Origin of the sequence: Pedobacter suwonensis (genome assembly GCF_007833675.1) — a bacterium.
GTDB lineage: Bacteria > Bacteroidota > Bacteroidia > Sphingobacteriales > Sphingobacteriaceae > Pedobacter > Pedobacter suwonensis.
This window is the reverse complement of the sequence record NZ_CP031708.1, coordinates 2,191,053-2,215,086: the sequence shown is the minus strand read 5'-3', so window position 1 is coordinate 2,215,086 and position 24,034 is coordinate 2,191,053. Positions and strand designations below refer to the sequence as shown.

The 24,034-nt window shown below is 43.9% G+C and carries 20 protein-coding genes and 1 tRNA gene; 7 read left to right on the top strand and 14 right to left on the bottom strand.

From position 1 onward, the window contains the following. Nucleotides 1-4: 4 nt before the first annotated feature. Nucleotides 5-3,013, bottom strand: coding sequence for a SusC/RagA family TonB-linked outer membrane protein (locus DV942_RS08830; RefSeq protein WP_145856904.1), 3,009 nt, complete (start codon nucleotides 3,011-3,013; stop codon nucleotides 5-7). 200 nt (nucleotides 3,014-3,213) lie between these two features. Here DV942_RS08830 and DV942_RS08825 point away from each other — a divergent pair, with 200 nt between their 5' ends. Both DV942_RS08825 and DV942_RS08820 read left to right on the top strand, forming a co-directional pair. Continuing rightward, nucleotides 3,214-3,399, top strand: coding sequence for a CsbD family protein (locus DV942_RS08825; RefSeq protein ID WP_090501239.1), 186 nt, complete (start codon nucleotides 3,214-3,216; stop codon nucleotides 3,397-3,399). Nucleotides 3,400-3,466: 67 nt separating this feature from the next. Next, nucleotides 3,467-4,516, top strand: coding sequence for a glycoside hydrolase family 130 protein (locus DV942_RS08820; protein WP_145856902.1), 1,050 nt, complete (start codon nucleotides 3,467-3,469; stop codon nucleotides 4,514-4,516). Nucleotides 4,517-4,584: 68 nt separating this feature from the next. Here the strand turns inward: DV942_RS08820 and DV942_RS08815 are convergent, their stop codons facing one another. From DV942_RS08815 to DV942_RS08800, 4 genes are all read right to left on the bottom strand, one after another. Continuing rightward, complete coding sequence (locus DV942_RS08815) at nucleotides 4,585-5,499, bottom strand: helix-turn-helix domain-containing protein (protein WP_090983884.1); 915 nt, start codon at nucleotides 5,497-5,499, stop codon at nucleotides 4,585-4,587. Nucleotides 5,500-5,517: 18 nt separating this feature from the next. Then, entirely contained in the window at nucleotides 5,518-6,255 is a 738-nt protein-coding gene (locus DV942_RS08810) for an SDR family oxidoreductase (protein ID WP_090983882.1), read from the bottom strand. Nucleotides 6,256-6,264: 9 nt separating this feature from the next. Continuing rightward, nucleotides 6,265-7,245 (bottom strand): aldo/keto reductase, encoded by a 981-nt coding sequence (locus DV942_RS08805; protein ID WP_090983881.1) that lies wholly within the window; start codon nucleotides 7,243-7,245, stop codon nucleotides 6,265-6,267. A 396-nt stretch (nucleotides 7,246-7,641) separates the two neighbouring features. Next, entirely contained in the window at nucleotides 7,642-8,700 is a 1,059-nt protein-coding gene (locus DV942_RS08800; protein WP_145856900.1) for a hypothetical protein, read from the bottom strand. 321 nt (nucleotides 8,701-9,021) lie between these two features. On the opposite strand from DV942_RS08800, the gene DV942_RS08795 reads away from it, so the two are divergent. From DV942_RS08795 to DV942_RS08780, 4 genes are all read left to right on the top strand, one after another. After that, nucleotides 9,022-9,402 (top strand): hypothetical protein, encoded by a 381-nt coding sequence (locus DV942_RS08795; protein WP_134204164.1) that lies wholly within the window; start codon nucleotides 9,022-9,024, stop codon nucleotides 9,400-9,402. 151 nt (nucleotides 9,403-9,553) lie between these two features. Then, nucleotides 9,554-10,534, top strand: a complete 981-nt coding sequence (locus tag DV942_RS08790) for an NmrA family NAD(P)-binding protein (protein WP_145856898.1) — start codon at nucleotides 9,554-9,556, stop codon at nucleotides 10,532-10,534. Next, entirely contained in the window at nucleotides 10,531-10,986 is a 456-nt protein-coding gene (locus DV942_RS08785; protein WP_090983873.1) for a DUF2147 domain-containing protein, read from the top strand. Before DV942_RS08790 ends, DV942_RS08785 begins: the two co-directional genes overlap by 4 nt. Before the next feature lie 30 nt (nucleotides 10,987-11,016). Next, entirely contained in the window at nucleotides 11,017-11,937 is a 921-nt protein-coding gene (locus tag DV942_RS08780; protein WP_134204162.1) for a helix-turn-helix domain-containing protein, read from the top strand. A gap of 511 nt (nucleotides 11,938-12,448) precedes the next feature. Here DV942_RS08780 and DV942_RS08775 read toward each other — a convergent pair. Further along, nucleotides 12,449-12,715 carry a hypothetical protein gene (locus DV942_RS08775; protein WP_145856896.1) on the bottom strand — a complete coding sequence of 89 codons (267 nt, stop codon included), beginning with the start codon at nucleotides 12,713-12,715 and terminating at the stop codon, nucleotides 12,449-12,451. 1,123 nt (nucleotides 12,716-13,838) lie between these two features. On the opposite strand from DV942_RS08775, the gene DV942_RS08770 reads away from it, so the two are divergent. Then, a tRNA-Pro gene (locus DV942_RS08770) sits at nucleotides 13,839-13,912 on the top strand. A gap of 295 nt (nucleotides 13,913-14,207) precedes the next feature. Here the strand turns inward: DV942_RS08770 and DV942_RS08765 are convergent. The 8 genes from DV942_RS08765 to uvrA all read right to left on the bottom strand — a co-directional run bounded on the left by DV942_RS08765 (nucleotide 14,208) and on the right by uvrA (nucleotide 23,746). After that, nucleotides 14,208-14,501 (bottom strand): hypothetical protein, encoded by a 294-nt coding sequence (locus DV942_RS08765; RefSeq protein ID WP_090983867.1) that lies wholly within the window; start codon nucleotides 14,499-14,501, stop codon nucleotides 14,208-14,210. Between the two features lie 61 nt (nucleotides 14,502-14,562). Next, entirely contained in the window at nucleotides 14,563-15,021 is a 459-nt protein-coding gene (locus DV942_RS08760; RefSeq protein ID WP_090983865.1) for a helix-turn-helix domain-containing protein, read from the bottom strand. Between the two features lie 168 nt (nucleotides 15,022-15,189). Further along, entirely contained in the window at nucleotides 15,190-16,773 is a 1,584-nt protein-coding gene (locus tag DV942_RS08755) for a xanthine dehydrogenase family protein molybdopterin-binding subunit (protein ID WP_244950885.1), read from the bottom strand. A 26-nt stretch (nucleotides 16,774-16,799) separates the two neighbouring features. Beyond that, entirely contained in the window at nucleotides 16,800-17,426 is a 627-nt protein-coding gene (locus tag DV942_RS23785) for a hypothetical protein (protein WP_244950861.1), read from the bottom strand. A 22-nt stretch (nucleotides 17,427-17,448) separates the two neighbouring features. Next, nucleotides 17,449-18,468, bottom strand: a complete 1,020-nt coding sequence (locus tag DV942_RS08750) for an FAD binding domain-containing protein (protein WP_145856894.1) — start codon at nucleotides 18,466-18,468, stop codon at nucleotides 17,449-17,451. Then, nucleotides 18,461-18,973, bottom strand: a complete 513-nt coding sequence (locus tag DV942_RS08745; RefSeq protein WP_145856892.1) for a (2Fe-2S)-binding protein — start codon at nucleotides 18,971-18,973, stop codon at nucleotides 18,461-18,463. The genes DV942_RS08750 and DV942_RS08745 overlap by 8 nt, the downstream gene beginning before the upstream one ends. A 370-nt stretch (nucleotides 18,974-19,343) precedes the next feature. Continuing rightward, nucleotides 19,344-20,777, bottom strand: coding sequence for a DNA/RNA non-specific endonuclease (locus tag DV942_RS08740; protein ID WP_145856890.1), 1,434 nt, complete (start codon nucleotides 20,775-20,777; stop codon nucleotides 19,344-19,346). A 464-nt stretch (nucleotides 20,778-21,241) separates the two neighbouring features. Next, nucleotides 21,242-23,746 (bottom strand): excinuclease ABC subunit UvrA, encoded by a 2,505-nt coding sequence (uvrA, locus tag DV942_RS08735; protein ID WP_145856889.1) that lies wholly within the window; start codon nucleotides 23,744-23,746, stop codon nucleotides 21,242-21,244. Nucleotides 23,747-24,034: the final 288 nt, after the last annotated feature.

Here is a 24,034-nt window from a genome sequence, read left to right as displayed (position 1 = left end):
TGTTTTATAAGCCAATGTTTACGCCGAAAGTAATGGTTCTTGCCTGTGGTGGCGTATAAAAATCGTGGCCCAGCTGGATGTTGTCAGACTGGAGATTGCCACCGCTAGGGGTATTTACTTCAGGATCGTAACCTTTATATCCGGTTATGGTAAACAGATTAAGGGCTGATGCAAATAATTTAACATTCTGTAATTTATATTTATTGGCAAATGTTTTAGGGATATTATAACTAAAAACCACACTTTTTATCCTGAGGTAGGAGCCGTCCTGAATCCATCTGGATGAGGGGCTTGTTCCATTTCCTTCACCAAACCTCGGTTGTGGGATAGGTGTATTCCTGTTGGTGGGTGTCCAGTAATTTAACTGATCAATGGTCTGGTTGTCAAAATAATCGCCATTGGCTGATTGGAAAACGCCTGCCATGTTATAAATATCATTGCCGGATACAAACTGTGCCTGAACGTCCAGATCGAAGTTTTTGAAAGAAAAGTGGTTTCCAAAACCCCCGAAGAATTTAGGGTTCGGGTCTCCCAGTTTTTGGTTTTGCGCAAGTGAATAGTCGTTGGTAGTAGCTGTTCTCGATGCATCAATGTAATAAAGGGCATCACCATTGGCCGGGTCTACACCTGCATAAGCTTTACCGTAAAAGTAACCTAAAGGTTCTCCAACGGCCACTCTGCCCAAAAATCTTCCGCCTGTATAAATCGGTTGGTCGTCCACTAAGCGTAAAACCTTATTCCTGTTTAACGAAATGTTGAAAGAGGTAGACCATTTAAACGCTCCAACAAAATTTCTGGTATTTAAAGAGAATTCAAAACCCTTGTTCTGCATATCGCCAATGTTCTGTGTAATTGAAGAAAAACCGTTTGTTGCTGCAATCGGGGCATTTAACAATAAATCGGTCGTTTTCTTTTTATAATATTCAACAGTACCCGAAATCCGGTCGGAGAATAGGCCAAAATCTAAACCGATATTATAATTTGTAGTGTTCTCCCAGCTCAGGTTCGGGTCTCCCAGTTGGCTGGGGCGCGTACCGCCAACTCCTGCATAATTAACGCCACGGTACAGGTTACGCGAAGCAAAATCACCGATTTCGGCATTACCGGTTAAACCATAACTGGCCCTTAATTTTAACAGGCTTAGCCAGGTGCTGGTTTGTAAAAAATCTTCCTGGTTAATAATCCAGCCTGCCGAAAGTGCGGGGAAAGTTCCATATCTGTTGTTTACACCAAATCTTGATGAACCATCCGTTCTTATCGATGCACTGAACAGGTATTTATCTTCATATTTATAATTTACCCTGGCCAGGTAAGAAACAAAAGTATGCCTCGTTTCTGAAGATTCTCCTGCAGCAATTACCGCCGCACTTGCAATTTTGGTAAAACTGTCTGATGGTAAAGTGGTTCCGGTTACCGATGAATACCTGAATTTTGTATCCTGAAAGGCAAAACCAGCCAATACATTTAAGTTATGTTTTTCATTAAAAGTTTTGGTGTAGTTAAGGGTATTGTTGGTGTTAAAGTTGATAGATTTGGCCATGTAATCCGTTGAAGAGCCTCCTGTACTACCACCATCCTGTGTTTTCGATCCTAAAAACTGTTCTTCTTCCAGGTTATTAAAATCAAAACCATATTCACTTCTCAAAACCAGGTCTGGCGTAATTTTTAAGCTTGCATAAGCATTTGCAAAGGTTCGGTAAGTGGTTGATAGGTTTTTGCCATTTTCATAATCGATTAAGCTGTTGTAATAAACCGTAGAACCATTTAGCTGACCAGATGCATCACGTACCGGTTGGATAGGGGGTAAGGCGTTTAGTTGTAGGGGATTAGAGAAGGCGTTATCCGTAGGGATCCGATAGTTATCTACCTTTGAAACATTGATGGATCCGCCAACGTCTAAAATTTTAGAAACGGTGTGGTCTACACTTAAGCGTCCACCGGTACGTACATAGCGGTTGCTCACAATAATTCCATCATTGTTATTGAAGTTTCCTGATAACATGAACCGGGTTTTTGCATCACCGCCATTAATGTTCAGGTTATATTGTTGTGTATGCCCTCTTCTAAAAGCTTCGTTAACCCAATTCGTATTGTTGTTGCTTGTCCAGTCATCAGTACCGGTATAATCTTTCCACATCTCTGCAGCATTGGCATAGTCACCACCATCATAATTGTTATATTTAAAAGATGCATCAAGCAATTGGCGGTACTGGTCGGCATTTAAAAACTGCCCCTTTTTTGTAGGGTCGCTAAATCCGGCATAATAGCCAAAATCAATGTTGGTTCTGCCCTGCTTTCCTTTTTTTGTGGTAATGAGTACTACCCCGTTTGATCCCCTTGCTCCATAAATAGCTGCAGAAGCCGCATCTTTTAATACCTCCATCGATTCGATATCATCCGGACTTATCGCCGCAAGCGGGTTATCGGCTTCGGTATAGGTACCCAGTGCTTCACTTACAATCGGAACGCCATCAATTACAAATAAGGGTTGGTTACTTGCCGAAATAGAAGAAATACCCCTTACCCTGATCTGAAGCGCCTGTCCCAGTTTGCCACTGCCCGAGTTGATGAAAACACCAGGTGCTTTACCCTGCAGCGCCCCTTCAATGGTAGGTACGGGCCTGTCTTTAAAATCAGCTGCGGTAACCTTTGCAATTGATCCTGTTACATCCCGTTTGTTCTGCGTACCGTAACCCACCACAACCACGTCTGATAGGGTATTGTTCTCTTCTTCAAGGTTTACATTGAGGATTGACCCGGTAATGGGCACTTCTTTGATTTTGTAACCGATAAAACTAAAAACAAGCGTTTTAGCATCGTTTGCAACAGTTAATTTAAAGGCCCCGGTGGCATCACTCTGTGTGCCGTTGGCTGGCGAGCCCTTTACAAATACGCTAACACCCGGAACTGGTCCCGAGGCCGACGTCACCTTCCCGGTAATGACTTTGCCCTGCGCGAAAGCAAACGAAATTAATCCAAGAGATAAAATCATACTAAAGAGTAGTTTTTTCATCAAATTGTTGGTTTTAGTTAGTAATGTTTAGTAATGGATAGAAATAATACCCTTAATATAATTAAAAACATACATAAAACCTTGGCGAATAAGATAAAATAGATCAATCATTGGTATAGTGCAGTAAAAAACCAAACAAAGCGGAGGTAGAATTGTTAATTCATATATCAAAACAGAATATTCACCAAAAAAATAAAGGCATGGATAAGTTAGAATTAAAAGGAAAGTGGAACGAAATAAAAGGAAAAGTTAAACAAGCTTATGCTGATTTAACAGACGATGATTTAAAACATGAAGAGGGGCAGGATGATGAGTTATTAGGCAGGCTCCAACAAAAAACAGGTAAAGGAAGAGATGAACTGGTAAAATGGATCAACTCTTTATAATCTCGAATCAATAGCAAAAACAGGCGATCAAAAAATTGGTCGCCTGTGTGTTTTAAAAGCATTTTTTATGGCCGATATTGCCCAGCGCTTTCCGCAAAACCCCTTACTCGCACCCCAAAACCTGCCGCCCAGTAAAGAAGGACTGGAAATTGCCTGTTTGCTTAATCCTGGTGTTTTCACTTTTGCGGGGAAAATATGGTTACTCATCAGGGTAGCCGAAAGGCCGGAACAAACTCAGGGTATCATTTCTTTCCCGATTTTAACTCAAGGTGGCATTGAAATTCTGGCGGTTGAAGAAAACGATCCCCGTGTAAATGCCACCGACCCCAGGGTAATTAATTATAAAGGCGCCGATTATTTAACTACCCTATCACATTTAAGGCTGGTTTGCAGTGATGATGGTATTCATTTTTATGAACCCGAAGGTTACCCGCTGTTACAGGGCGAAGGCAAAGATGAAACCTTTGGTATTGAAGATTGCCGCGTAGCCTTAATTGGCCAAACTTATTATTTAACCTATACGGCCGTTTCGGCGGATGGCGTGGGGGTGGGGCTGCGGACTACAGCCGACTGGAAAAAATTCGGGCATCATGGCATGATCATCCCTCCGCACAATAAGGATTGTGCCCTGTTTGAAGAACAGATTAACGGTAAATTTTATGCGCTGCACCGCCCCAGCAGCGTAGCGTTGGGTGGCAATTATATCTGGCTGGCCGAATCGCCCGATGGCATCCATTGGGGCAAACACCAGTGTATTATTAAAACCAGGGCCAACCTTTGGGATAGTGCCCGTGTAGGTGCCGGGGCCGCACCCATTAAAACCGCAGCCGGCTGGCTCGAAATTTACCATGGTGCCAACGAAAAACACCAGTATGGTTTAGGCGCGTTTTTAATGGATTTGAATGACCCATCTAAAGTACTGGCGCGAACTGAAGACCCCATTATGGTACCTCAGGAAGATTATGAATTACATGGTTTTTTTGGCGAGGTGGTATTTACCAATGGCCACGTGGTTAATGGTGATGAACTCACCATTTATTATGGCGCGGCCGATGAGTTTGTATGTGGCGCCAGGTTTTCTGTTGAGGAGATTTTGAGTAAGCTGAACTATTTTTAGCCGTTGATGTAATGTTCTGGCTTAAATAGATGAGGTTAATGGAGTGTTAGCAGTATAAACCACAATACTTAATGGAATGATTGTCTGAATGCCAATGGGGAAACCTTGGTCCTGGTTTTGAAAAGTTTGCTGAACGACTGCGAATGCTCAAAGCCAAGTTGATAAGCGATTTCAGCAACCGACAGATTTGTTGAGGATAGTTTTTCTTTAGCCTTTTCTATAAGGGTGTTCTGGATGTATTGTTGCGTATTTAATCCTGTAAATGAGCGTAACATGTCGCTCAGGTAACGTTGTGAAAGCTTTAACTCGCTACTGATGTATTTTACCGAAGGCAGGCCCTTCTTTAAACCCACCCCTTCATCAAAATAGCTGTTTAATAACTGGTCGAGCGCAGTAACGATATCATGATTGACGGCTTTCCTGGTAATAAATTGCCGGTTGTAGAAACGATTGCTGTAATTTAACAACAGTTCCAGTTGCGACACCAGCACGTCCTGACTAAAACTGTCGATATTGTTCTTCAGCTCATTGATTATCGAAGTAAATAGGCTAGCTATGATTTCCTTTTCATGTGCTGATAAAAACAAGGCTTCAGCAACGTCGTAAGAGAAAAAGCCATATCGGTTTATAGTTTTTCCCAATGGATAATTCCTGATAAAGTCTGGATGAAAATACAGTGCAAACCCTTCGTAGCTTGCGCTGTCTTCCGGCGGAAAAACAACCTGTCTTGGTTTCAAGAATGCCAATCCGCCTTCTTCAAAATCATAATAACCCTGTCCGTATTTTATTTGCCCTTTAAAAGCAGATTTAAAGGAAATTTTATAAAAGTCCAGGCTTATTTTTTGCCCCTTCGGAAACTTTTCAATAGGTACATCATTATAATCTACCAATGCAATCAGCGGGTGGGAGGGTGGCCGAAGTTCCAGCAACCGCATGAGCTGCGATATACCGGCGATGTGATGGATGTCAGTTGATGGCTGCATTTAATATCGCTAATTTAATTAATTTTGTTTTGATGGACGAATTACAATTTCGCCAATTTCAACGTCTGCCGGTTGGCTCACAGCATACAGCACCGCGTTCGCAATGGCAACGGGATCAATGGCCATTTGCTGCATGCCCTGCTTAACGGCCGTTTTCATTTCCTCGTTTTTAATGTTGCTGGCAAAATCAGTGTTCACATATCCCGGTGAAATGCCCGTAATCCGTACGCTGCCATCAGATTCCTGCCGAAAAGCTTCTGAAATGGTACGAATGGCATTTTTTGTCCCGGCATATACGCCCATCATGGGCGTAATTTTGAGCCCTGCAGTGGAAATGATATTGACGATGTGGCCAGCCTGCTGCCTTTTAAAAACAGCAATTGCTGCAGCCATCCCGTATAAAACACCTTTAATGTTAATGTCAATCATTTCTTCCCACCCTTCAACATCCAGCTCATCAATACGGCCAAGCTGGCTGATACCGGCATTGTTTACCATCACATCCAGTTTTCCATATTTTTGCAGGGCGGTATTAACCAGCTGAACCAGGTCAGTTTTACTCTTCACATCAATTGTAATAAAGGTGGCTTCACCACCCTTATCCTTGATCTCTTCTGCCAGTTGTTGCAGTCGTTCTGTGCGTCTTGCTCCTAAAACAACTTTTGCACCATTTTTCGCTAATGTTATGGCGATGGATTTCCCCATTCCACTACTGGCGCCGGTAATGGCTACTACTTTTCCTTTAATATTTTCCATAGTGATCTGTTAGTCTTTATCTATCTGTTTTTCTAAAAATTCTGGATACCGGTTGCCTGTCAATGTAATTCCATCCACTGTGGTGCCTATTTTTGTTAGTTCATCTGGTGTTAATACAACCTGTACACTGGCTATGTTTTCTGCCAGGCGGTGCAGGTTTGTTGTTCCGGGAATCGGAACAATCCAGGGTTTTTGAGCCAGCAGCCAGGCTAATGCTAATTGCCCTGTCGTTACCTTTTTCTCTCGCGCAATTTCAGAAAGCGCTTCCACCAAAACCAGGTTCGCCTTTATGTTTTCTTCGGTAAAGCGCGGCAGCACATTTCTACGGTCTGCAGCTTCTAATTTCGTATTGATGGCTCCTGTAAGAAAGCCTTTACCCAGGGGGCTAAAAGGAACAAAACCAATTCTCAGCTCTTCCAGAGTGGGAATAATTTCCACTTCTGGCCCGCGCCAGAACAATGAATATTCGCTTTGCAGTGCAGATACCGGCAGAACTGCATGTGCTTTTCGGATCGTTTTGGTACTTGCTTCCGATAAACCGAAATACTTCACCTTGCCTTCCTGTATCAGGTCTTTTACTGTTCCGGCTACTTCTTCTATCGCGACATGGGGATCAACCCTGTGCTGGTACAGCAGATCAATATAATCAGTTTTTAACCTTTTCAGAGATGCATCGGTCACTGCCCGTATGGTTTCTGGTCTGCTATCCAGGCCTATTGCCGGACTGGCCTCTTTGCAGCCGAATTTGGTGGCGATAACCACCCGATCCCTGTAAGGCTTCAATGCTTCGCCAACCAATTCTTCGTTGGTATAAGGTCCATAGGCTTCCGCCGTATCATAGAAATTAATTCCACGCTCAACAGCATCGCGCAACAGCGATATGGCCGCATTTTTCTCCATCCCCTTTCCATCAAGAAAGTTTAAGCCCATACAGCCAAAGCCCAAAGCAGAAACTTCCAATCCTTGATTTCCTAATTTTCTTTTTTGCATCACGCTGTCTTTTCGTTATTACTGAAAATAAATTGTTTTCACTTTCAAAATTCAGGATTACCACGCTGCAAAAAGTAGTTCAATTGGTATTTATTGTAGTCAGATTTAAGGAATTTTAACAAATTTTAGATTGGTTAAAGTCATTAATCTGATTGGCTAAAGCGTTTTTGATCGGTGGACTTAACAATAAAAAAGCAAGATTTGACCAGATTTATCAGATAACCGAAAAGGATGGTGATTGATGATGTACAGAATCAATTGGCTAATCAGATTTAAATGATCAACCTGAAAGGATTGGCATGGGGAACTAGGCATATATCTGCCTTTTTTGATCCCAGCTGTTTAAAACTTAACGGAAAAGTTTTGCAATCACGGCTGTTGGCACACCTGGATAAATTATGGTTGAGGTTTGATGATATAAAGCTCATCCCAGTTACCAGAATAAAGCGCAAAGCCCTGTTCTGAACGGTAAAAAGCGGGTTCATAAATCCTTGCCAAGCCGCCCGGCTCCTTCAAGGTATACAAACGGGTTTTAAATTTGTCAAATCGTTCCTTCTCCACCACCAACTGATCTACCTTAAAAGAAAAACTATTGCCTGCAATAACGGTTGAAAAAAATCCTTTTCCCCGCCAGTTCGTAGCTGACGATGGTGACGTTCCTCCTCCAATTGCATGTTTATATTCCATTTTTTCTTCAGGATAGAAATGTATCAGCCTCACGTCTTCAGGTATCACCGGATCAGGTCTACCTGTATGAAATACATCTGAACGAAAACGATAGCCCGATTCCCCGTCAGCAACCTGCGTAAAACCCGGCATCTTTTCCCAAAGTATATACCAATGCTCCTGCTCATAAAACGCCAGCCATCTGAAGTCATTTTCATTATCCCTGAAAGCACTGAAAAAGTAATAATCACCACGGTTTTTAACCGCCCTGATTTTTTGATCAATCTTATCCCTGGGCCAGCTAAAGTCGGCGTTTAAACTAACAAAGTGATGCCGGGTCGTATCTCCATCCAGCGGCCAGGTGGTGTAATACGCTTTTCGTTGATTACTGAAAACCATAAAACGGTCTATAAATTTTGGCCAGTAACCTTCATATTTGATATAAATAGAATCAACCAGGCTTCCTTGCCGGTCCAGTTTATAATAGCGGTAATCATTTTTAGTTTCTTCGTTTACCTTCGGATCCGCATCTATAATCAGCTGTTGATTTACCGTCTTAAATACCCGGATGGGCTCAGGTGATGAGGCACTGCGCACTGCTACGGTACAAAGTTTTTCGATTTTAAACTTATTTGACTGGTAGTGTTCATTAATTTCCTGAAAATCCAGATACGCCTGATCCAATGGCACCTTATTGCGTTCCAGCACGCCAGCATTTTTCCATTTGATCAGGTAGAATACGGCCACCACAATCATCATTCCTATCGCTATCCACATCCGGTTTTTCATGGTTTCGATTAACAAATTTTGCTCAGAGAACCCTAAATTCCGACTCTGATGCTGCAAATTATCATTTTTTTTATTTCAACAAATAATAAAAGAATATTTCCCTGTTTATTTTATCACCAAACGGTGAACCAGGAAATATTTTTTACGAACTTCGTTTTCGATCACAAATCGCTGCCAAGGCGGGAATGTTATTAACCTGGCACAAACTTATTAGGCAGTGGCCAACCATACTGGCTGGAATAGCAATGGCCAGGTGGAACTATATTAATGGTATTGACTGCAAAACCAATAGTACTGAATTTACTTTTTTAACAGGATATAATGGAAATCATCATCTTAACGCTCATACTGTTGGTCTCATGCCCGATGTTCAATTGGCTCTTCGGTAACAAAAAACTTCAACCTGGTTTATCTAAAGCAGCTTATTGGAAGGCATTTGAATTGCATGCGCTATTTGATGACTTGCACAGGGTCAAGGCTGTTCTGGAACATACATACGATACCCGGATTGATTTTATCGCTTTTAAGGATGAGTTTTTGGAGGAATTGGGTGAACTTGAAGGGGAAAATAGCCCCGATTTTTCAAAGGTCAGCGCATGGTTTGCACCAAATGCTGAATGGGACAAGCTGATGGGGCCGCGGGGACGGGTACTGGGTACGTCTGTTTTTAAAAGGGCAGACTGGTGGAAACGTAACCAGTAGCTGGCATCAGGCTCAGTTATATAATTTCGGGCGTTAAATATTTATCTACAAAGAGTACAAGCGTGTATTTGAACACAAGAAAAGCGGATTTGAATACGTTGGCTCAATTCAATTGACTGAGCTTTGCATTGGAAATAAATATTAAATTAATATGAAAATAGTCGTGACAGGTTCATTAGGAAATGTCAGTAAACCGCTGGTGTTGCTATTGATTGAACAAGGGCATCAGGTTACCGTAGTCAGCAGCTCAGCCGCAAGGAAAGCAGCAATAGAGCAGTTGGGTGCAAAGGCTGCGATCGGAGAATTAGAGGACCCCATTTTTTTAACTAAAACCTTTGATGGTCATGATGCCGCCTACTGTATGCTTCCGCCCTTTAACTTTTTCGGGGATCAAACGCTTGATTATCAGAAGCAGGCACTTAACATCAGCACAAATTATGTTCAGGCGATTCAAAACGCAGGGATAAAAAGAGTAGTACAGCTGAGCAGTGTGGGTGCTGAAAGGCCCACCGGGGCTGGGGTACTGGTTTTTCATCATATTGCAGAAGGCGTTTTTAAACAACTTCCTGAGGATGTAGCAGTTACCCATCTTCGCCCGGGCTCTTTCGATTATAATTTGTACGCCTTTATGGATATGGTTAAGGGCAAAGGCTTTTTGAAAGGTTTTATCGGCAAATTACTTTACTTCAGGCATTATGGTCTGAAAGGTCTTTTCAAAGGATATTCAGGCATCATATTGTCGAACTATGGTGGAACTGACAAAATCGCCTGGGTATCGCCGATAGATATCGCATCCGCTATCGCCGAGGAAGTTAACGCTCAGCAGGAAGGAAAGAAAGTGAGATATGTTGCCAGTGAAGAACTAACCTGCCAGGAAATAGCCACTGTTTTGGGAAAGGCCATCGGAAAGCCCTACTTAAAATGGGTGCTGATCAGTGACAAGCAAATGACTGACGCGTTTACGAAAATAGGGGCATCGTCCGAAATCGCCACAGCATTTACGGAAATGAATGCGGCGATGCATCATGGTAGTCTGTTTGAGGATTATTTCAAAAACAGGCCAGCCATTTTGGGTAAAACAAAAATGAATGATTTTGCGAAAGCATTCGCCTTAAAATATAACGAGCAATGAGACAGCTATTTCTAACCATCCTCTTTCTAAATTTTTCTACCATGTTATTTTCACAGTCAAAAGCCGATGATATTGTTGGTGTATGGTACAGTCCGGTAAAAGAGGGCAATGTACAGATATTTAAAAACGGTAACAATTATTATGGCAAGCTAACCTATTTAAAACATGCTGTTGATCATGATGGAAAACCCGTTTTAGATGTCAATAATCCTGATAAGGAAAAACGGAAACGGCCTTTGGTAGGAATTTTATTGTTAAAAGAAATTACTTTCAATGATAAGAAGAACAAGTGGAAGGGAAAGCTCTATGATTACGATGGGGAAAAGGGAAATACCTATGATTCATATCTGACCATGACCAAAAACGGCAGCCTCAATATCAAAGGTTTTTGGGGACTTTCTTTCTTTGGCTTAAATCGCGGGCTGACTTTGAAAAGAGTTGATGTGGAATAATCTTATATTTAGAACTTTTACGTTACCGGAATGATTTTGCAGCAGCCCTACAGAATAAAAACAATCAAGGAATATCATAAAATACTAGGTATAGGCCATCCTGAACATCCTATGATTAGTGTTATAGATCTAGCCGAAATAACACCTTACAGGAGTGAAGAGACCATCAGGGTGGTATTCGACTTTTATTTGATCTCACTCAAAAAAGTGGAGGCCGGAGATGTACAGTATGGCTACGGGCAGCAAAAATATGATTTTGATGAGGGGATATTGTTCTTTATATCCCCTAATCAGGTATTTTCATTCAAAGCAGATGATGATTTCAGGAGTGCAGGAAGTATGCTGCTCATTCATCCTGACTTCCTTTGGGGAAATCCATTGGCCAAAACCATCAAAAAATATGAGTTTTTCAACTATGCAATAAATGAAGCGCTGTTTGTTTCTGAGAAAGAAGAAATGGTATTGCGAAGTTTTATCAAAAATATCGAACAGGAATACCATTCACACATCGATAAATTTAGTGAGTCGATCATCATCTCCCAGATTGAATCATTCCTCAATTATTCAAACCGCTTTTATATGCGTCAGTTCCTTACCCGTAAAATATCCGGAAGTCAAATCCTGGATAAACTGGAAAAAATTCTCGATGACTATTTTAATGATGAAAACATGATCAATAAAGGATTGCCTACCGTACCCTATATTGCGGCACTTCTGCATTGTTCTCCCAACTACCTGAGTGGAATTTTAAAGGCCCTTACCGGTCAGAATACCCAGCAGCACATTCACGAAAAGATCATTGAAAAAGCAAAAGAAAAACTTTCCACCACCACACTTACCGTTGGGGAAATTGCTTTTGCGCTGGGATTCGACTATCCCCAGTCGTTTAGCAAATTATTTAAAAGTAAAACCGATTTCACTCCGGTTGAGTTCCGGGCATCTTTCAGTTAATCTTAAATCATTGCTGATAACGGGAACACTAGGACCAAATCGTTGCGTAATTTTCATCAGATATCGCTGATGCTGATATAACTCCATGCATCGGTTTGGGATATGCAGCATTCTCTAATAAAAAACATTTTTCTCACACTATGGAAGAAATAAAAAATCTCTCACGTTGTTAGGTTTCTGCCTGAGCCCTCTTCCATTTAATATACTTAGGAAGTTTAACGAGTTCTATCAATTCTTCTCTTTTCGTATGAACATTGAGACTTTCAATCTCTAAATGGCCAATATCTAATGCGTTTGACCGTTCTCCTAAAATGTTGTCTAATAGGAAGTAAGCCGCGGTTAAAAAATCCTTTAGGTTAGCTGGGTCATAATCCTCTATATAAAGTCTTATGCCGATTTTTTTTGAAGCATTACTGCTTAGCGGGATAAAGTATATTGTATGTGGATCAAGTTTAATCTCGTTGTATTCAATGGTACCATTTCCAATAGCTGGTTTAAGCGCAATTAAATTTCAGTATTCTAACAAAGGTGCTTGATTTACAAGTGTTTCAACTTTGTCGAAAAGAGCGCTGTTACCTTCTGCAGTAATAATGAGGTCTTGCTTGTCATTTGGATGACCACCAATTTCAAAAAACAATTGGTCGCAATATTTGTGTAGATGATGAAGAAATTCTTCTAAAATCCTCTCCTTCTCATTAGTATCATTAATCTGATTAAGAAAAAAAAACTGGGCTTCATTTGCTTTAAACCAATCCCAAAATAATTGTTCTTTGTTCATTCTATATTGATTTATCCTATCATGGTTTTACTGGGTTGACATTCTGCGTCATTGAATTTGCCAGCTTGAGGAGTTTGTCTTTAACCATGTTTTGAATTCTGACATTTTTGGCTATGAATAAGACATTTATGTTAAGATGTTTTAAAAGATGTCAGTACTTAATTGAGGTTCAAACATAAAGAACAAAAATTAATAAATGAAAAATGATTACTATAACTAGTTCTTAGGCTTTGGCTAAGACCAGATTGGTAATGCTTTAGGTGATTTTTACTTTAAAAATCTACTTTAGCCTGGCCTTGGTGCCGATGCTTCTACAGTGATATAAATTGGAATTAAGGTAAGTAGGGTATACTGATGTTGAATTTGAATAAAATATATTAATAACCTAAATTTACATTTAATGAGGGCGCAAGTCAAAAATATAAGATTGCTCCAATTCTAAGATTTACGATTACCAGCTATGAATAGTGAATTATACAGTAATTTTTTTTTGTGATATTTTCTGATTTTTTTAGGTTGCCGACAAGAAGTCAATCAGTAATATAATTACGTTAATATTCATGGATACTATTTTCTTCCGTCCGTTTTGGTCTTAGCATCTCGCTAAGACTGCTGCGAACAATAAAAGGCGGAGGCCTGAAAGATGTGGTAATGCTACTGTTATGATTTTCTGCTTATGCCTGGGTCTCTATATGGTTTAAATGAGTTATCAAGGACTTTAGCTTGCTCCATATATCCTGAATACTTCGTGGTAAGTTAAAAAGCAGGTTACCGCTACGATATAATCTTACCAATCGGTATCGATAGGGTTGCTTTTAGAGGTATTAATGGCAATTATCCTTGTCGAAGCCGTTACGCAGCTTAAATAATTGCGTTTTAAGGGAAGGTCATTCATGTTTATTCGCATCAGGTATAATTAGCCGTTTACAAAACTAATCCTGTTACCGAATTACTAAATCTTTACAGGTATGAAGTGTTTGGCAGACCATTTCATGATTATCCATGGCGTTTGATTCGATGGATTCAATGGAATTATTGAGGTTTGGTTGATCCAACATTTTTTTCGGAATTTTAAGAGATATTGATGTATTTATTTTAATTTGCGGTCGCTTGAATTGTTAAACGGGATGTAGCGTAGCCAGGTATCGCGCCAGCATGGGGTGCTGGAGGTCGGAAGTTCGAATCTTCTCATCCCGACTAATTTTTAAGCTGCAATCTCTCTTTGGCGAGTAAAGGTAGCACGGCGAATATCCATTTCAAAATGTGTTGATTGTTGCAGAGTATTTATCATCACCTTTTTTAATGTCTTTTCGGAATTTCTAATTTGCCATAGCAATATGATGCACGTTTTTCGGTGCTAAACTCTTTTTATATAATCGTTCCGGCCGGTTAAATTCCAGGTTGATCTCCTGTAGCTCCGATATTCTTTTATTAATCAAAGCCTCCAAACTGTATTCCGGTCAAGCTGGCCACTATTACGATAACTTAGCGGCTATTTCAGGTGATTCTCGATTTCACCAACGATCTGATTGACCAGGGGTGAGTGCAGTTCGATCCCTTTTTTTTCGGCTTCAAGGTCAGGTTCAAACAATGCAATCTTCCCGGTAATTTCCCTATAATCAAGTAGCTGCCATTCTTCCCCTGGTGGCTTGAGTGCACCGATCAACCTTCCCTCATGAATAATCTCAAATACACCGTTTTCCTCCTGTATACTGATTATTTTACGATCACCATCCTGATTGATATCCATCTCAAACGGCTGGATGCTTTTGCCTTGTTCTTTCATTTTGATCAATTGTATAGGTTTTTTGGTTTAATTTCTCCGTTTGGATTGGCTGATCTGCAAATTATCCAGACAGGTAAAAATAAAACATCGCCTTAACGGTTTTGCCCATAGCTTTTTTACCTGTTACCCAGTCTGAAATACTTTCGCGGTCAATACCGGTTTCAAAGGCAATCTGCTTGATCCGCAGTCCCTTTTCCTGCATTTTCTGATCAATCCAGGAAACATCAACTACATCGGCCGGAGCGGGTAGAACAGCATTTGCCGTGATCTGCAGCTTTGATCCTGGTAGCCTTTTTTTAAACAGTTCTGCTGTTCTTTTCAGTAGCACCTGCTGGGTAGCATATTTGCCTGAGGCGGTCTCCCCTTGAGTTGTCTCTATTTCTACCATCTTATCGTCAACAGAAACGATTTTGAAATCCATATTCGACTGCTGCGAATGCCGTTCTGCCGCTTTTTTAAGTGAGTTCAGCTCATCTGCATTTAAAAGGGAACCCAGGTAATCTATGTTCTGTATACTCATTTTTATTGATTTGGTTTAAAAAATGAAAAGGTCTTTAACAGCGGTCGTTTCTTAAGGGTTGGTGCAAACGCCCGGCCTTGATATCATTTCTTTCCATTTAATCCTTTAGTTTCCTGCCATCAATTTCTTAACTTTCGCTATCCTTTTCCGTGGCGTTTTTGCCAGCGGTCAGATCAGTTCATCAAAATGGATCGGAAGTTTGTAAATGCGTTTGCCGGTGGCATGGTAAATGGCATTGGAGATTGCGGCCGGCATGCCTACCAATCCGATTTCACCAACACCCTTGGTGCCCAGCTCATTAATCAGGCTGTCCTTTTCATCGGCAAATATCACTTCCAGTTCACCAATGTCGGCATGTACGGGGATATGGTATTCTCCCAGGTTGGCATTGATGTATTTGCCAAGCTGCGGATCCATAATCGATTCCTCATGGAGTGCCTTACTAATACCCCATACCATTGAGCCGAGGATCTGGCTTTTAGCTGTTTTGGGGTTGATGATTTTTCCGGCCGCAACAGCGGTTACTGCCCGGGTGAGGGTGATGGTTCCAAGGTCGCGATCTACCTCCACCTCCACAAACGAAGCGCTGTGGGTGGCCAGGCTGTATTTCCGCAGTTTAAGCATGTGGGGCCTGCCCATTTTTGTGGTTTTAATGGACGCCCCCTTATTAAAGGCAACGATGTCCTTCAGGCTTATTTTTACGGTGGGATCGTTTTTAAGATGGATATGGCCCGAAGAAAAAACGACATCTTCTTCCTTTGCCTTCCTGAAAGGGGAACCCTCCATCTCCGCTGCTTTTTTTAACAGTTTTTTACGCATCGATCTGGCGGCAACCACAATGGCAACCCCTGTTGAAGAGGTGATTGCTGATCCGCCCTGGAACATCGAAAAGGGTTTTTTGCTGTCCCCGTACCTGAATTCCACATCAGCCATCTCCAGTCCCAGTTCATCTGCTGCTATCTGGGTCATCACCGTCAGGGTTCCCGTACCAATATCGGTAGTGGCATTGTCAACCACCATTTTCCCTTCGCTGTTGATCATGATCTGCACCCTCGAAGGAAACTGGAAAGCATCCCAGATCCCGGTCGCCATGCCGTAACCAACAAGTTTATTGCCGCGTTGCATGCTACGTGGTTCAGCACTACGTTTGTCCCATCCGAATTTTGCTGCCGCCTCCAGGTAGCATTCCCTGAGCGCTTTGCTGGTATATGGTTTTCCTGCCGATGGATTAACATCCGAATAATTGAGCAGGCGGAGTTCCAATGGATCTATCTTAAGCTTATAGGCCAGTTCATCCATGGTGCATTCAATGGCATGGAGGGCCGTACTACCACCGGGTGCGCGCATATCCATAGGGGTATAAACATCCAATGGCACAACTTTATGTTCAAAAAGCGTGTTCGGGGCAGGGTAGAGTTTATGGCTCCAGTTGGAGGTGGGTTCGGTATAGTCTTCAAAATTCGAGGTTTCGGCAATTGTGCTGTGGCCAAGCGCGGTAAGTCTTCCGTTAATATCGGTGGCAAAACGCATCTGTTGTACCGCCGGCGGCCTGTGGCTAAACGAGAACATCTGCTTTCTGTCCAGTACCACACGTACATGGCTTTTTAAATGCAGGGCTGCCATTACACACAGGAACAACTGGTACTGTGGCCTCAGCCCCGAACCGAATGCACCCCCTACAAACGGGGCAAGTACCCTTACGTCCTTATAATGGAGTCCAAACACATTGGCAATAAAAAGCTGGTTATTGATGGTGCCCTGGGTTTTATCGTAAATGGTCAGCTTTCCATCCCCTGGTAAAGGGTTGTGGTGGCAAAAAGTTCAATGGGGTTATGGTGTTCGGTGCCGTGGCGGTATGTTGCGCTTACCTTTACTGCAGCGTTTTCGAACGCATTTTCAAAATCCCCTGTCGGGGGCGGGGGTGGTGGTTTAAGTGCGGTAGCTAATCCTTTTTTAGGCGCTCTGGCCTTATCCAGGTGTTTTTCCAGACAACTTTGGTGCGGTTCCTGCTGGTAACGTAAAACTATTCTGGTGGATGCATACCTGGCCGTCTCAAAGTCACGGGCAACCACCAGGGCAACAGGCTGGCCGTTATAAAGGATGTTTTCATCATAGAGGGGTTTAAACACGGTTCCCGGAGGGGCGTCCATATCGGTATACTGCAAATCGAACCAGGCCAGTTTGGGCCGGTTAAGGTGCGAGAGGATATCCACCACGCCCGGTATGGCCATGGCTTCCGTGGTATCAATTTCCACAATCTTTCCTTTGGTAATCGGGCTGCTCACCACATAGCCGTGTAGCAGGCCTTCCAATGGGTGTTCAGCAGCATACCTGGCTGCTCCGGTAACTTTTTCCCTTCCCTCCAAACGGCTAATCGGCCGGCCTACGTTTTTATCTGTATTCATGTTGATCTTGTTAGGTATTTGATTACAAGGAGGGTTGTGCGCCTGGTAGCTGTGCATCCGGATCAAGTGCCATCATGCCGTTGCGTATAATGGCATTCTTTGCCAGTTTAATCTTAAAACGGTTATATTCAAGTCCCACCGCTCCCCCAAGGATAATATCTGCCGCCGCAGCAAAGTTTTCCCGGCATGCCGTTTTTCCGCGAAGAAATTCTTCCGCTTCCAGGGAACGCCAGGGTTTGTGGGCCACCCCGCCAAGGGCAATCCTGGCCTCTTTGATGGTATGGCCATCCATTTCGAGTGCGGTAGCTACTGAAACCAGCGCAAAAGCATAAGAGTGGCGGTCACGCAGTTTCAGGTAGGAATAATTCAGGGGAAAGCCTTTTTCAGGCAGATCTATCGAGGTAATCAGTTCACCTGGTTTCAGGTTGTTGTCAAGCTCGGGCCTTTCGCCGGGCAGGCGGTGGAAATCTGAAAATGCCAGGCTGCGTTCGCCGTCTATACCCGTTACATTTATCCGGGCCTCCAGTGCGGCCAATGCTACACACATATCCGATGGGAACACGGCAATGCAGGCTTCACTGGCACCGAGTATGGCATGCATCCGGTTATAACCCTCCCTGGCCGGACAGCCCGAGCCGGGTACCCTTTTGTTGCAGGGTACCTGATGGTCATAAAAATAATAACATCGCGTACGCTGCAGCAGATTGCCCCCGTTACTGGCCATGTTGCGGATCTGCGCCGAAGCACCTGCCAGTATGGCCTTTGATAACAGTGGATATCGGGATTCGATGATAGGGTGGTAGGCGGTATCGGCGTTTTTTACAGCAGCACCCAGCCTAAACCCTCCATTTTCGAGTTCACGCAATGCTGAGAGTGCGGCCAGCTGGCTGATGTCGATCAGCGCTGTAGGGTTAACCAGATTGTACTTCCATAAGTCGAGCAGGTTGGTGCCGCCGGCTATGAAAGCAGCAAGGGGCTGATCATCGGTAAGCTGAATGGCAGCAGGTACATCGGGCGCGGTGAGAAACTTGAAACTATTCATCACTTCCTCCGTCTTTTACCTGCATAATCGCATCTATAATGCCCACATTGGCCCCGCAACGGCAAAGGTTGCCACTCATCAGTTCTTTTACTTCCTCACGCGAGGAAGCCCTGCCTTCCGATAAAAGGCCTAAAGCACTGCACAGCTGCCCTGGTGTACAATAGCCGCACTGGAAGGCATCATGGTCTATAAAAGCCTGCTGCAGGGGGTGAAGGCCGTTTTCCGTTGCAATTCCTTCCACTGTGGTAATTTCTGCCCCGTCTTTCATCACCGCCAGGCTCAGGCAGCTTAAAATGCGTTTTCCATCACATATTACGGTGCAGGCGCCGCACTGCCCGTGGTCACAGCCCTTTTTGGTTCCGGTAAGATCCAGGTGGTCACGTAAACAGTCTAACAGGCTCACCCAGGGGCGGATATTGGTGCTATGTTGTTTTCCATTTATCTTCAGGGTAATTAAATGGGTTTCCATCCCTTGGGGATGCGGGTGCTGCAGATCTGTTTCCATAGTGGTTTTGTTAACTAAGCTTAATGGTTAACAATAAAATAAGGGATAGGTTTTTTTAATTTGGTGTGCGGGAATGAGGAACCTGGTGTATTGCAGGGGCGGAATCTTCAGGCGTTAAATTCGGTGCCATATCCTGCTACCCGGCGCAGGGCATAAACAGCCGATAAACAGGTTACATGCCCCCGGTAAGGGCAATACTGCCGGGCTCCATGTGCTAAAGGCAGGTCAGGTCCGATATACGGTTTGCAGATAGCAAAACCATGCGGGCTGTTTTTACTTGGCCAACATCACAACAGCCGTATCTTTTTTAGGGATACGGCTGTTATGGTATTAAATGCGCTTAGGCCTGGGGTGTTTTATATTATTTAAATTAGTTACCCGGGTCTTTCACTTTCTCCACCACATCCTGGATATTTTGTGGCAGGTTAGAAAGCAGGTTATAGCCCGTTGCGCTTTCAATATCCCTTACCGTTACAATATAATCTTTCCAGTTGGCACCAATGGTATTTACGTTAGGAGTATTAATGGCAATTACCCTGGTTGAAGCCGTTACGCGGCTTAAATCATTATCACCAGTTTTTAACAGTACCGCCACTTTCCATACATTGGCCGGAACGGTTACTTTTCCGTTGTTAATGGTATTGATTACCGATGCACTTGCAGAGCCGATTCCGCCGGTGCCGTAGCTACCCATCATTACATAAACTTCATAACCATTTAAGGCCTGGGCACGGAGGTAACTTTCAAACGATTCCCAGGTTTTCTGGTTATTGTTTGGTGCCTGAGGGATCATGTTGGTCATCAGAAATGTAGCGGAGTTGGCGCCGCTAGAGCTGGTACGGTCGCCGCTTGGGCAATTATGGCCCCTGTCAAAACCCGAACCCGAATAGCTGTTGCTCTGTACCTGGTACCAATTGCTCGGCAGGCCGGTAAAAGAAGCGAAATCGTCTTTTCTGGTTACGGCCCCGTTAAAATTGTTTGGATCTAAATGCCAGCTTACCCAATTCGGTATACCGCGGGTCATGCTATAGCTCTCTACATAATATTTTTGATCAATCAGGTAATTTTCTGCTGAGATAATATTGGCCTGCGCGCCTGAGGGATTACCAAACAACAGGTTAGAATTGTCGCCACCTGCCGGTGGTGCATCTGCACCGGCATCAGGCGTACCTCTGCCCGGTGCAGCAGTGCCGGTATTGCCATTGTCTGTTGGGTCGGTATCCGGGGCACCTACCGTAATACCCGGGTCACCCGTACCTTTAAAAATAATATCATCAATATTAATTCTGGTGGTACCCGCTTTTTTAATCTGGAAACGGATTTTTCCGGTCGTGCTCACCTTAAATGAATCTGTTACCAGCGTGGTACTGGTTTCGGTAATATCGGTACCCAGCTGGGCATAGGTTTTTCCGCCATCTGTAGAAGCTAAAAGCTGCCAGGTAGAATTGGCATCAGTGCCGTATTTGGCATGCGATACATAAAGCATTTTAGCACCTGCCACATCAAAGTTCATCGCCAAATAACCTGTTCTTAAACGGATAGATTTTGTGCCATTCTTGGCATCAGCGGCAAGGTTGCCCAAAAGGGCATCACTCAGGGTCCATTTACCGGTTAACAACTGTACACTGTCTAATGCATAACTGGCTTTGGTTCCGGCTTCAAAAGTTTCGGTAATGGTGTAAGCCGTTGGCGCTTTTGGTGGGGTTACGGGTGTTTCTCCTTCAACGGCTATTTTTTTCGAACAGGCAGATAGGGACAGGACTCCGATAAATCCTGAATAGATAAGGATGTTTTTAAATTTCATTGTTTTTTAAATGTCTAACGAGTTGGCGCTAATCAGATCATTTTAAAATGCGGGGGCGAAGGTATCAATAAAAAACAGCGGTAATGTTAAATTAATATTAACAAAACGCTTCGGAGACCGGGTACCGGATGTTTTTTACAGGTCGGCTTCTCTTTATGCTTGTTTTGGGTTGGCAACTGCCAGAAGGCAGGCGCAAAAACGAATCTGAAAGGAATGGCGCACCTATGGAAATGCCACAGGCTTTCGCCTTATGGCTATGGGTAATTACATAGACGTCTTTACTGCTTAATACAATAACCGGACATGGTATTCAGGGGCAAGTAACGGCAGGCAGCTTACGTAAAATGATAATGGCCCTTTCAGGCCTGGTTTTGTTTTGTGCAATAAGCAATGCAGGTACTGCGCCAAACAGACTCAACAGTTCTATCCACTATATTTTCTAAAAGCAATATCCATAAAACTGATTACTGGTTTTTATACGCTTTCAGGTACCTGGCGGTTTTACTGTCAGGGTTTTCGCATAGCGCTTCAGGAAAGCCCGCAAACACCACCTTTCCGCCTTCGTTTCCGGCCCCGGGGCCAATATCAATTACCCAGTCGCTTTGTGCAATCAGCTGCATATCATGCTCCACCACAATTACGGTGTTTCCGCTATCTACAAGCCTGTTCAGCTGTAACAGCAGCAGTTCCACATCAGCCGGGTGGAGGCCCGTTGTGGGCTCATCAAGAATGTACAGTGAAGAGCCTTTATTATTTTTTTGCAGTTCAGTTGCTAATTTAATGCGCTGCGCCTCCCCGCCAGATAGTTCAGTGGCCGATTGGCCGAGCCTCAGGTAACCAAGGCCAACCTCCCGTACCACATTAAGGCCCTGGTAAATCTGCAGGTCTTCATCAAAAAAGTGGCAGGCTTCCTCAACCGTCATTTCCAAAACCTGCGCAATATTTTTATCGCTATAGGTTACCTGTAAGGTTTCGGGGTTGTACCGGGTACCTCCGCAGGCCGGGCAGGGGGTATATACACTCGGTAAAAACAGCAGTTCTACCATTACAAAACCTTCGCCCTGGCAATTGGCACAACGGCCTTTGGCCAGGTTAAAAGAAAAGCGCCCGGCATCGTAGCGTTTTTTTCTGGCCGCAGGTGTGTCGGCAAAGCGTTTGCGTATGTGGTCAAAAATTCCGGTATAGGTAGCCAGGTTTGATCTGGGGGTTCTGCCTATGGGGCGCTGATCTACTACTACCAATCTGCTTAGCTGCCCGGCCCCGCCGGTTATTTTTCCTCCCGCCGGCTTTGTGCTGTCTGCTAACGCACCTTCATCTGTAGGTTCGCTATCGGGTTCAGCCGGCATGCCCAATTGCCTGGCAAGTAACTCCACCAGTACCTGGCTCACCAAACTGCTTTTTCCCGAACCCGAAATTCCCGTTATAGCAGTCATCACACCCAGCGGAAAGTCAACGTCCACATCCTTCAAATTGTGTTTGTTGGCACCCCGCAGGCAGAGCTGCCCTTTGGGTGTTCTGGGCTGGTGTTCGGTACGGCTGTTGGTGCCCTTAAGAAACCTTGCGATAACAGAGGCGGTGTTTTTTTTCAGCCCGGCAACGGTGCCGCTGTACATAATCTGCCCGCCCTGCGCGCCTGCACCCGGCCCTACATCAATAATCCAGTCTGCGCGCCTAATCACTTCTATTTCATGTTCCACTACAAATATGCTGTTCCCTGCGCTTTTTAATTTCTCCAGTATACTTAATAAAGCTTCGGTATCTGCCGGGTGTAATCCGGCCGAGGGCTCATCAAGCACATAAACCACACCGAAAAGATTGGAGTGTACCTGGGTTGATAAACGCAGGCGCTGTAACTCGCCCGGAGAAAGGGTAGGGGTACTTCTGTCAAGGGTAAGGTAACCCAGGCCCAGCTCCAGCATCACACTGATCCTGGCGCGTATGTCAGCCGCAATTCTTTGTATCACCAGCTGCTTTTCTTCTGGTTTTACCTCCTTTTTATTCGCGGCAGGTTCACTAAACAGCCTGGAAAGTTCGGCTAATGTTAATCGGGCCGTTTCTGCAATATCTTTGCCCTTAAATTTTACAGACAGTGCTTCTTTTTTTAGCCGCTTGCCCCCGCAAACGGGGCATGCCTTGCTGATCATATATTTCGAAACCCTTTTTTTCATCAGTTCAGACTGGCTTGATGCAAAGGTTTTTAATACGTAAGCGCGGGCACCAATAAAGGTACCCATATAATCAGGCGATTGCTTTTTGGCAACCGCTACAGCAGTTTCTTCCGGCGAAAGGCCGGGATAAACTGGCGCTGTGGGCGTTTCTTCGGTAAACAGTATCCAATCCCTTTGCTTTTTTGGCAATTTTTTCCATGGCGTATCCACATCAAAACCCATGGATACCAGGATGTCGCGCTGGTTTTGGCCCTGCCATGCCCGTGGCCAGGAGGCGATGGCGCCTTCCCTGATGCTCAGCGTATCGTTGGGTACCATGGTTTGCTCGTTCACTTCAAATACACTGCCCATACCATGGCACTCGCTGCAGGCACCTTCAGGTGTATTCGGAGAAAAGCCCTCGGCATAAATGATGGATTGACCGGGAGGATAGTCTCCCGCCCTGGAGAAAAGCATCCTGAGCAGGTTCGATAAAGTGGTTACGCTACCAACTGACGATCTGGTAGAGGCTCCTGAACGTTGCTGCTGCAGGGCAACTGCTGGTGGCAACCCCTCTATGGCGTCTACTTCGGGTACATCCATCTGGTTAAAAAGCCTGCGGGCATAAGGCGAAACAGATTCAAGGTAACGCCGTTGCGCCTCGGCATAAAGTGTACCGAATGCAAGCGATGATTTTCCTGATCCGGAAACGCCCGTAAATACCACCAGTTTATCCCGCGGGATGTCAACAGAAATATCTTTCAGGTTATGTTCACGCGCACCCTTTACCCGTATCGTATTGGTGTTGTTCTTTTTCTCCATTACTTAGCCATTGTATACCATTAGCAACAGCAATTAGCGCAGTAGGTTTGGCGAAACCTGAAATCACTTATATACACCAATTTGAGCAAACATCTCGAATGCAGATTTAGTTCGGAAGTGGAATAACAGAAAATACTTAACACAAGAAGGTTCACGCCGACCGAAGGTTCAGGAAGTATCAGGAAAATCGCTTTTAACTTTTCTCTGTTAGTTCTAGCTCTTTCTGCGCATGCCTAAGCGTTTATGTTTGCCACGGAAGCACGAAAAACACGGAAAAATTTTAATACT